General features: G+C 32.7%; 9 protein-coding genes and 1 pseudogene. 3 read left to right on the top strand and 7 right to left on the bottom strand.

What is annotated here, in order from left to right:
• Positions 1-26: 26 nt before the first annotated feature.
• Positions 27-242: pseudogene (locus tag LG34_RS12735) on the bottom strand (LPD25 domain-containing protein); the annotation flags it as partial.
• Positions 243-287: 45 nt separating this feature from the next.
• Here LG34_RS12735 and LG34_RS12730 point away from each other — a divergent pair.
• The 3 genes from LG34_RS12730 to LG34_RS12720 all read left to right on the top strand — a co-directional run bounded on the left by LG34_RS12730 (position 288) and on the right by LG34_RS12720 (position 1,750).
• Positions 288-770, top strand: a complete 483-nt coding sequence (locus LG34_RS12730; protein ID WP_431602616.1) for a site-specific integrase — start codon at positions 288-290, stop codon at positions 768-770.
• 343 nt (positions 771-1,113) lie between these two features.
• Entirely contained in the window at positions 1,114-1,497 is a 384-nt protein-coding gene (locus LG34_RS12725) for a plasmid mobilization protein (protein WP_109216389.1), read from the top strand.
• Positions 1,484-1,750 (top strand): hypothetical protein, encoded by a 267-nt coding sequence (locus tag LG34_RS12720; protein ID WP_109216388.1) that lies wholly within the window; start codon positions 1,484-1,486, stop codon positions 1,748-1,750. The genes LG34_RS12725 and LG34_RS12720 overlap by 14 nt, the downstream gene beginning before the upstream one ends.
• 102 nt (positions 1,751-1,852) lie before the next feature.
• Here LG34_RS12720 and LG34_RS12715 read toward each other — a convergent pair whose 3' ends face one another.
• From LG34_RS12715 to LG34_RS12690, 6 genes are all read right to left on the bottom strand, one after another.
• Complete coding sequence (locus LG34_RS12715) at positions 1,853-2,683, bottom strand: hypothetical protein (protein WP_109216387.1); 831 nt, start codon at positions 2,681-2,683, stop codon at positions 1,853-1,855.
• Entirely contained in the window at positions 2,680-3,702 is a 1,023-nt protein-coding gene (locus LG34_RS12710; RefSeq protein WP_109216386.1) for a type IV toxin-antitoxin system AbiEi family antitoxin, read from the bottom strand. Before LG34_RS12710 ends, LG34_RS12715 begins: the two co-directional genes overlap by 4 nt.
• A gap of 132 nt (positions 3,703-3,834) precedes the next feature.
• Positions 3,835-4,026: an ATP-binding protein gene (locus LG34_RS12705; protein WP_109216385.1), complete on the bottom strand. Its 192-nt coding sequence runs from the start codon at positions 4,024-4,026 to the stop codon at positions 3,835-3,837.
• Between the two features lie 14 nt (positions 4,027-4,040).
• Complete coding sequence (locus LG34_RS12700; protein WP_109216384.1) at positions 4,041-7,748, bottom strand: hypothetical protein; 3,708 nt, start codon at positions 7,746-7,748, stop codon at positions 4,041-4,043.
• A 140-nt stretch (positions 7,749-7,888) separates the two neighbouring features.
• A complete protein-coding gene (locus LG34_RS12695; RefSeq protein ID WP_242979901.1) occupies positions 7,889-8,170 on the bottom strand; it encodes a hypothetical protein in 282 nt (93 codons plus the stop codon).
• 62 nt (positions 8,171-8,232) lie between these two features.
• The gene (locus tag LG34_RS12690) at positions 8,233-11,262 is read right to left on the bottom strand and encodes an SIR2 family protein (RefSeq protein ID WP_109216383.1); all 3,030 of its coding nucleotides are present in this window, start codon (positions 11,260-11,262) and stop codon (positions 8,233-8,235) included.
• Positions 11,263-11,270: the final 8 nt, after the last annotated feature.

Genomic DNA, 11,270 nt, shown 5'->3' with positions numbered 1-11,270 from the left:
ACTCACCACTTGCAGAAGTGGGAGTCTCAACTCAGACTGAGATGAAGCAGCTTCTGTTCACCTTTTTCCGCATAATATACAGTCACATATATCTTTGCGATTTTCGTAGGTTCGTCTGCCTTCGGATCACGTTTTGCATACCATTCTTTATCCATTTCTGCTGTTTTTGCATCCAGCTCGGACAACTTCTGACATCTTGGATTCATGAGATCACTTTCTTCACAATAGTTTACATAGATTTTGAAACAGGCTTGCTTAGCATTACCAAAACATTATATTACCGAACAATGACGGACTATAAATTCGTTGAGCCGAAAACACAGGCAAGTATCCGTACTATTTATATTGATTCAGATACACTCAATGAGCTAAAGGCTTGGCAAAGTGTTCAACAACAGGTTCTTCCCGATTGTCCACTTGTACTAAGTTATAACGGAACTCCAACCAGTAAAACAACGCTTCCCAGAGCTTTGGAAAAGTTGTCAAATTTAGCAGGTGTTCATCGTATTAAAATTCATGCCTTGCGACATTCACACGCTTCATTGCTTATCAGCATGGGCGAAAATCCTTTACTTATCAAGGAACGTTTAGGACATGAAAAAATACAGACAACACTCGGCACTTATGGTCATCTGTATCCAAATACGAATCTTGAAGTTGCTAAAAAACTGACTGGAATATTACAAGTACAATCTGCTACTGAAAGCATTGCTAATTATACTAGCAATCAGCATACAGCAATCTATCACAGAACAGTTGAAGAAAAATAATGCAATGAAAATGCAATCCTATAAAGGAAAAGCTGTAAAACCCTTGTAAACAAAGGCTTTACAGCTTAGCTCCAACTATTCAAACTCTTCCCAAATGAAGTATCATCAAATCAAAAATGCTGATTTTATGCGGCATTCCACCGCATCTGTTTCATCTAATGTTACTCTTTTCATATCGTTTTCAAAAACTTTAGTAGCAAATTAGTTGCAATTATTCAATCATGCATCTACGAAATTCATGGCAGATATAATCTACTTTTACTACTAAAAACGAATAATCAAATTTGGCTTGTGGGTGCTTAACTGTGCCTGCTGCCACGCCAACTATGAAAGGAGCTTTTCTATGAGCAATCAACACAAACACCCAACTATAAGTTTTAGAATCAGCGATGCTGAACGCAAGCAAATCGAAGCCCGTATCCTTGCCAGCGGCATGATGAAGAAAGATTACTTTGTCCGTTCCTGCATCTATAACCGCATCTGCGTCGTTGGCAAGAAAGAAACTATCTATCCTCTTGTGCAGACTGTTAATGCTCTGTATCTGCAACTGCTTGACATGCAGAAAGCATTTACTGAATACTGTGAACATCAAACTTTAAACAATCTTCCCACAAGCGATGAAATCCAAGAACTACAGACCTACTATAACAATATGCTTACAGCCATCATTGACCTGCTTGATGGTGCTAAGTATCTGTGGGAAGGAGAACACCATGAAACAAAATAATCCTTGTTACCTGTTTGGTATGTATGAACCTGATACAGATTCCGTTATTGTTAATGCCATCAATGATACATATACCGGCACGCCTCTTATTATCAGTTGTGAAAAATGTAATTCAGCTGTCTTGCTCGATACACCTGATGATATCGCGTATCTATACCGTCTGGCACAGGAGAATCCTCTGCTGTATGCAGAATTAGCTTGTAAACCTAATGGATTACAGGAATATGTGGATGCTATGAATGAGTTTAATTAATTTCCCCCAAGTTGAGATAGCATTCTATTTGGGTTAGTCTCACTAGTCTCAAAAATATTTTGAGACTGGTGAGACTATTACATTCCTAATTTTTTTAAATACTTATATTAAGTTCAATAATGCCTGCACTTGTTCATAAGCATCCCTCTTGGTCATTTCTATACTTTCTTCATCCTCTAAATCCATAAAATCCGCTACGTCTTTTGGACCAGAATGATTTTCAGAAGCAAATTTACCTGCTAACTTAGCTTTCGCCTCTATCACAATATTTTTACCCCTTACAGGTTCAAATTCTTTTGCCAGTTCTCTTACTCCACCAATATAATGTTTTATAATAAAGTAAATATCATACGCATCCTTCGCTTTTCCCCTGCCCATAGCTGCTGTTTTCATTATTAAATAAGGAACTACTGCTACAACACTGACATTTGCAACATCTATTGCGCCATCTGGTCGTTCTGCTTCCACACTAATCTTCTGTGCTGGAAATTCAAATGCAAAATTACCACCTGTTGCCTTTAACGCCTTAACGCCCTGCACATGCTGACTTCTTCTCTTCGATTGTGTACCACCATACATTCCAGCTAAAATATCTACATCCACATCATAAGATATTCCGTCCACCATCACTGTCTTTACAAAGGAAAAATATTTTTCCGGATGCTCCTTGTATCCATTTTTCTGAAGTATCCTCGACATATTCTGATAACCTTCATCCTGCAAAGTCAGATGATTAATCATAATATCTACGTCCACACTTCCCACATGACCTTCTTGGGGAAACATTAAATCTGGAACCCAACCTCCTACCACACGGATTTCATCTTCATATTCCTCAAAAATATTAACCAACTCTACCAAAACTCTATGTGCAGCCCGCTTCTGACCCTCCGAATAGTCTACGCTACTTTTCAAGTCTTCATCTCTTATCATCTAAGTATCTCCTTTTTCAAAACCGCATCCGCCATTTCTTCTCCCCTGCCCTTTATCTGCATACAATCCAAATATATTTGCAGAGGGGATACTACTGCAGAATCACCAATCACCCTATAATCCTTGATATAGGAATCGTTCTCTAATGGAAAAATAACCACATTAGAACCACTGTTTACCTCTTTCATATCCAAATATCGAATTGCTTCCTGAATATCTTCCGGTGCTATATAAACATGTACCTTATTGTAACGGACCACTGGTGTATAACGCACTCCCCCGGACAATCCTGTAAGATAAGAATCAAGCCCCATATCTATCTTCAATTTTTTTAATCGCTCCTCAATAACAGATATATTATCTAAACTATAGCAAGCATAGGATGTTATTTCTTTTTTACCGTAATCCTTGCTCCATTCCAACAAGAGTGATTCCGGATCAATAACCTTATAACCATCTGGTAACTTTTCTACCCATGCGTTTTCCACCAGAACTTTCATCAGTTTGGATACCTGTCCAATGCTGCATTTTACCTTTTCCGATAGATATTTAAGCTTCCATATCTTAGTTACATCCGCAAACAACTCACGCAAAATACAGGAAGACACCACGGAAGTCCTTTCAAATATAGACACAGAACTTTGCTCTTTTGGTCTTGGATTCTTATTTCCTTTCTCGGACAAATAAATAGAATGACCCACAAACCAACAGTTTCCTGCATAGTCAAAATAACCCATTCCGTTATCTTCACATATTTGTGCAGTTCTTTCTGAAATATATGGAGCAACCAAAATGTTAACTCCCTGACTTTTATTCTGCTTTTCAATCAATTTTATAACTGTAGACGGAAACACCCTGTCCAAGAAGTACGCATTTATTTGAAACTCATACCCATCATCCATCTCCACAGATGCAATAAAACCGCCTTCTGTCCTGTGGATAACTTCATACTTCTGAATATTGGGAAGTTTTAAAAACTTATTCTCAACACATTCTAATCCAATTCTATCTATTTTCACTTACATCACCACTTTCACTCATATAGTGAAACTTATTATATCAGTGAAATTCAATTAGGTCAACTCAAAACATTATCTATTTTCTCACTATAATTGATTTGAAATTCAAATTTACCAATAATTCTTCCGAATTCACTGCCTTTGCACTCCATATATCAAAACCGCATGAAACAGATCCGCAAGAACTGGATTTCTTCTGGTAGAAGATACAGTCAGCGGATTTCTTTCCTGAATCATGGAATCATCTGGCATTTCTCCCAGAGAATAGAGTTCCATTCTGTCATCATATATGTCAATGTGAGCTTCACTTCCCCCTATATTCATTCATTTAATCAAAACTAATATCTTTTATCTTTGATTGGATTCTTCACAACAACATAACCTTCGTCATCACTCTTTTTATAATAATCAAAAATCCATGTATTCTTCTTTAGCATATATAGTATATCCCTTATAAAGCTATTATCTTCATATGTCTTTGTATAGTTATTTCGTTTTGTAAAAATCCCCTTAAGTTCCGGAAATCCAAGTTCATCAAAATGTTTTTTACATGTTTCTTCTGTCAGATTAGGAAGCGCCTTCGCCCACAATTGAATCTTATCATCCATACTACATTTGCTCATTGTCAAAAGTTTTGATAACAAATTATCATCAAGTACTATAGTTGAATTATCAATTATATTAGCAATTCTCGATTTCGCAACTCTATATATTGATGATTGAATAACTTCTTCATATTCCGAAAAATGTTGATATAATTCATTCTCATCATGTTCATCAAAATTATTATCAAGAATATATTTAATAAGAGAACTCGAATAACCTTTTCCAACTACCGATATAGGTTCTGTTGTTAATCCAAGTAAATCTATTTTTTCTTTATCTCCTATTTCCATACCTAATATATGCAAAGCTTCTTCATAACTAAAATTATCTGAGGTAATAATTCTCAAATATGCTTCTATGTTTTCGTCTATATACAATGCTGTATATTTTTTATAATGATTTCGAATATATTCTAATCCGACATTATTCATTTCTATAACATCCTTCTTTATCAGCACCTCCATCTTATCATCCGAAATATCATACGTATCATAAACATCATAACCATATCCCATATTGCACAAAATTTCTTGATATCTACTTGTTTTAATCTCATTGTTTACCGCTACAGAATCAAAGAATTGTCTTGCAATTTCACCACCAAACTCATTCTCAATATGAGAATAGTCCATACCCGCATCACATTCATTAATAAATTTGATTAACTGGCTATCGCAACAATACTCTGTATAATAATGTATAATATTCGGAACTGTCTTTTTAATTATCCTTTTGTCAAGCATTTCATTCCACAATTTTTTATTCTGTATTACCGATATATCTGAAATAACTGTTTTTAATACATTTACATACTTTTCCTGTATATCGCCTAAAACATTTTCATCATTAATAAATTTAATGGCAACATCCTCTGAATCTTCAATATATCCATTGCAATTTTTTAAATACTCATTTGCATATCTATTTATATTTTCTGCAATATACTTAGCTAATGGAGATTCCGATTTTCCTTGAATAACTGTATAATTTCTATGTTCGATATTATATGAATCATATTCCCCATACATTGACTTAATCATTAATTTGATATTCTCAAATGTTAATTCATATAAATTATTTTCATACACTCCTACAATCAAATCTTTATTTGCTGTATCAATCTCAATTTTCTTTAATTTTACACCAAGAATACAAAATTGAGAAATTATTTTTGCAACATCTGGATTTTGAATGTTTAAATAATCACTCTGGTTTGATATATAATCAGTAAGACATCCCTCTACATTAATATCCTGTATTTTATTCTCATCTAATAAACATAGCGAATCCAGCGAAAATCCTCTTATCTGTTTCAATGGTAAGATTTTATTCACAGCAATATAACTAAAGAAATCTGTCCACTGTTCATTCAGTTTAATAATAAATGTTTTATCAAACTGTGTGCTATCGTAGAATTTTGATATAAACTCTGTATCCTTATTATCTTTCATCTGTTTTATTAATGCCGATAAATATTTTTGATATTTAGGATTTTCCTGATTAACAAGAAGCCCTTTTAAAAGATTGAAATTTAGAGTTTCCTCCTCGTAAAAATCAACAACTCTTAAAACTGGAGAGGATAGTACCTTCTCAACATCCTTAAGAGAATATTCATAATCACTTCCCTTTTTATCAGTTATCCTTCTCAAGAACATCTTATCATGAGCAGATAAGCTATCCTCATAAAAATATGTCATATAATCATTATATGTTTCATCAATATACCCATTACTAATAAGAAATTTTAGTAGTTCTAAATAATCGCTCCCCTTAATTTCATTATATTGATTCTCCTCACCAATAGGATTTATGCTCTTTATCATAAATATCGAATCAGTATTATCTCTAGTAATTAATTCACTTAATAATTTTGTTTTTGTAGCAGAAATTCTTTGTTCAATATCCTGAAGTTTTACTTCTAATTCAGTCATCATCCCCTTATTTCTGTTATCTATTACCTCTATTCTTTTTTCTTTTTCTTTTTCTAACTTATCTTTTTCTTTTCGACCTTCTTGGGTTAATTGGTTATACCACGAATCTCTTGGTAATCTATTGTACTTTGCTTCATATGCATCATTCAATTCTTGTACATCAGTCAGATTCTCTTTATTTATATATGTTATTTTCTCCTGTATAAGTTGCTTTTCTTCTTCCAGTTTTCCTATTGTCTCTTTGCTAAGATTTTCTTTTTGTTCAAACAATTCATGAACATATCCTTTACCTAACTGAAGATTGCAAAAATCTCTTGGAAATATATTCTTATACACAATTATAGCTAACATTTTATTCCAATTAAGATCTGTATTATTTAAACGATACATATATACAAGAAATTCGTTATACACATTCTTCAAAACTCTCATATCATCTATATATAATGCAAGTCTTTGTAAAAAGGTACTATCGAATTTTTCTAATATATTTCCTTGCTTTAAATGTCTTATAAATTGGTCATATGAGTTAGTTCCGTCCAGCACTGGAACAATTGGAATAATATAATCAAAGAATTTCGTCCTGTCTTTTGTAACGAAAACATCATCCCTTAACAAATAAAAGAATCGTAAGGGTTTGTACTGTTTTTCTTTCCTGCGAAAAATCTTATTAATCAGTTTATGCCGCTTTTTGTTTTTAAACTTATTATATTTATGTACATTAACTAAATTATTTACTTCTCTTAAACGTTCAAAAATAACATTGGAATTAAATCTATCCATGTCCTCAAATACGATTACATCTGCTTCTACTTGTTCAAAGAGATAAAGTACTTCATTCAGATACTTATCAAAATATGACTCATCTTTATTTTCAAATATTTCAATAGTATTCCCTTGAACTGTAACCTTATGGAATAAATTTTTATTTTTCTGTACTTTAACAGCATTATATATGCAAATAAATGCACTACCAGCTAACGCAATAGCTGCAAAAAAAACAGTAAAGTCATTCGTGAAGATAGCCAATAAACTTTTCAATCTTCCATCACATAATGCATCTACCCAATTTTGGATTTTATTTGACATTGATATGAATGTTATGCTACCAAGCAACACGTATAACAGTATTGTAATAATGATTATATTCCTTCTTCCTACATCCTTTTTTACTCTAAAATTTGTTTGTGGTATTCTATCTACCGGAATCTGATGTATTAACTGATTTAATATTTTACCCTCAAGAGTAGTTTCTTTCACACTATCCTCTGATTCATTACGTTCTGTAGGTTCAAAATGTGCCAAAGAAATGTGCAGGAAATTTTTATCATCGTGTTTTTTCTCATATGATTCTATAACACTGCTTTTACCGGCACCATAAGCTCCAGAAATTGCAATATTTGTAACATCCGAATTATCAAATACGAATTCAATTGCTTCTTCATACACTGATATATCCGCATCTTTATCAGGTGTAAGCTTTTCGAAATTATAATATTTTTGTGTCATATTCTTCTCCTTATCATATGCCATTTATTTTGTGTCAGCCCATGATATATACCATTGCTATTTCCAAAACTCATATCGACTACACTCTTATTTCTCTTTTAACTGTCTAATTTATACTCCTCAGCTTACCATACTTAAGATTATCCGTATATTCCGACACACAACTTTTTCCAGCATTCACCCATAAGAGCACCTTTAACAGACCACTTTCCACTTTGTGTAAATTCACCTACCAAGGACTTCATCACACATGCAACATAGTATTCATAATCATATTTAGTACCCAAGTCTATTAATGCATCCAATAATCCCTTATTACTCCCTTTGCTTTCAACAACAAGCTCATTGTTAAAAAAAATCTGATTAACTAATTCCCAGAAATGAAGCCCTGCATAGGTATCCTCTGTCCATAAATATCTCATAGCACAACTCCTCTTCCAGTGTTATCCTTTAAACAGATTTCATTCTTGATTATTGATAATACTTACATAAAATATCTAAAATCATAAGGTCTGTCATAAATCACTAAATCTTGCTTAGCAACTCGTGACAATGCTTTAGCAAAATCCAATGTTACAGGTAATATTTTATATAATCCATCACCACTATTCCAATTCATTTTAGTAAGCATTAAAATTTCATTGACTAATTCCAGTGCTGATGATTTTCCCATAAATCTTTTTACCAATAATGGTGCTGGTATTCCTCTACCATTCTTGTAATAATTCAATTTTTTTCCAGCTAATTCATCATGTTGAACACTTCCATGTGTCCAAATTAAAAATGTATCTTTGTCAAGTGGAATAACTGTACCTCGCTGAATTGGAAAAGGTGTTGCAATATCATTCTGAAATCTTATTGCCCTCCATGCCGAAAATTCTTGAATTTGCAATAGTTCAATATTATCCACGCCTGCAAGTCCTTTGGTTATGCCTTCCATTTCTTCCTTTGTGAAATGCGTTGTCTTATGTATTACAATTCGATTCAGTTTATGCAAAGGAACTGATTCATCATAAATTCTTTTCAAATTATTCATAAGACGACATGCGTCTCCACTCCTCATATATGGATTTCTCTGTATAATCTGAGGATCTTTTAACGGACGTAAATACAACTCCATACCATTTCCTTCTGAATCAAACAACTGACTACAGCCGATGGATATTTTTTCGTCATTTTTTATTGATTGTACATAACTTAATCCAATATATGCGGTATCATATCTTGTTATCCTAGGCTTCCACAGTTTTCCTATAGCTTTTGCATATATAGCAGTAGAAAGTCCCCACATAATTTTCGCCATATCATTCTTCGTATGCACTGATCTTTCTTCTATTATCTGCGTAACAATTCCTTTTCCTGCACAATATATCTTTAATGAATCATGCAAATCAAAATATACATTTTCGTTTTTAAGTTCTCGCATTTTACTTAACTGATTTGGAATATAGATTACTAGTACATCAAATTCATGCTTTTCTCTTTCCATAGCATCTATATATTTACATATTCCATTAAAAAAATCTTGAGCAGATGTTTTTAGAGCTCCGCTTAAAGAATATCCCCTAAACCTTTTTGCATCGTTACCATTTGGAATATTTAATCCACATCTAAACACATCTTGAAATCCAATATACTCTGGCAAAAAAGTCTTATCCTGCTTTAAAGTTGTTGCATGATGCCTATTTAGTTCGTTTAAGTGTTTCCATATATCTTTTGCACATTCTCTAGGCGACAATACCGCTAATCGCACACTCCTATTAACATATGATTCTAATGGTCCATAATTAATTAATCCTTTTAACTGATTAACCGCAACGCAACCATCATTATCATAATCAAAAACAAGTTCTGTTTCCTTTGCCAAATAACATTTATCAATACTACCTGTTCCAGAAAAGCGAATTCTTTGTGTATTAAATTCTATTATTGCATTTCCTAATTCAAAGATTAATTTCCTATTGTTTGATAATTTCCTAATCCAGATATCAATCTTTTCATTCATTTGCTTATTATACAGTTTTGATATTTCATTATTTACGATACTTTGATAGCTAAACCTGTCCAATTGGGATTCATCACTTTTTAATACATGTACTGTAGGTAATAAATTCATAATTACATTATCATCAACAAATGATAATGATATTTTAATTGCATCATAGACAAAACAATTATTTATTAATCGTCTGCTACTTCTATCAAAATATTTATTTTTCCCATATGCAATCAAGCCTTTACTTATCAAGAATTTTTCTATGATTTCATAAAACATGCCAATAACATCAGAATTTTCCAATTTCATCATGTATGTAGGAATATCCATTTCCTCAATATTACTAATAATTTTATCTGCAAAAGCTTCTAATATTCCGTTCTTGCTACCTAATGCCCATACTTTTCCTTTATGCAAAATTGCAACACAAGAATCATTTATTGTTGCCCTTAATTCTTTCCAAGTACTAATGTTTGAACTAAATACATAACATTTTTTAGGGAATTGTATTGCACGCAAAGCATTGGTTATCGCAATTTCGGTATGCCTTCCTATTGAATTATATGTAATCTCTTGCTTCTTATCATTAGCTTTCCATAATTCATCTATATTAGAATTATTTAAATTCATTGCCACATATATACTATACATAAGGTCATCAAAATCTTCTATTTCAACCACGGCAGACTGTTCATTATCATTGCACACATTCTCCATAAACTTTTGTGCCCGTTCACTAAGCTTACTATCTTTGGTCTTACACCAATAAACACCTTTCTTTATGTCGCCTTCCTTGATCAAGTCTTCCAATACCGACATAACAGAATTGTCATTGCCAGCGTATCCTATAACAATTAATCCGTTTTCTTTTATTGACGATTTCCATATGTCTGCAATTTCGTCTTCCAGATTTTGTAATTCAGATGTTGTGTTTTTCAATTTATCAAACAAATAGTCCCCATGCAGCTTTATGATATTAGGAAACCCCTCATTCAATGCAAAACCAACACTATTACTCACTGCAGATGATATTGTTTTGATTGAAAACCCCGGATTAATTGAATGAACACCAGCTTGAACTAAATTATCAAAGTTAGTCGTTGCAACCAAATCTATTTTTCCGTTGATTATCATCTCTCCCATACATAAATACCCTAACGATGGTTTTATGTCTCGCACTTTATCCCGAATATAATACTCTCTATCACTTCTTGATGGATAACATTTTTCAAAATAAAACGAATATTCTTCTGTTGACCACAATTTCGGATATCCATCTTTACCATCAAAATATGATTGTATCTCTTTCTGTACATTTTCCTTAGACAAATCACCATACAAACTTGTCCGAATCTTATTTGCTGTACAATACAATGTTCTTTTAAAATCCCATACCATTTGTCCACCTGATGGAATATTAGATGATACAGATGCTCCCGCTCCCAAGAGGAAAGACATACTTTTATCTGGCTTTATTTTAAAACTATTTACAAATATGTTAACATCTATTGTTCTCATTCTTTCCT

The organism is Eubacterium ramulus, assembly GCF_003122485.1.
Lineage (GTDB): Bacteria > Bacillota > Clostridia > Lachnospirales > Lachnospiraceae > Eubacterium_I > Eubacterium_I ramulus_A.
The sequence above is the reverse complement of the archived record's forward strand: the minus strand, read 5'-3'. Positions and strand labels throughout refer to the sequence as shown.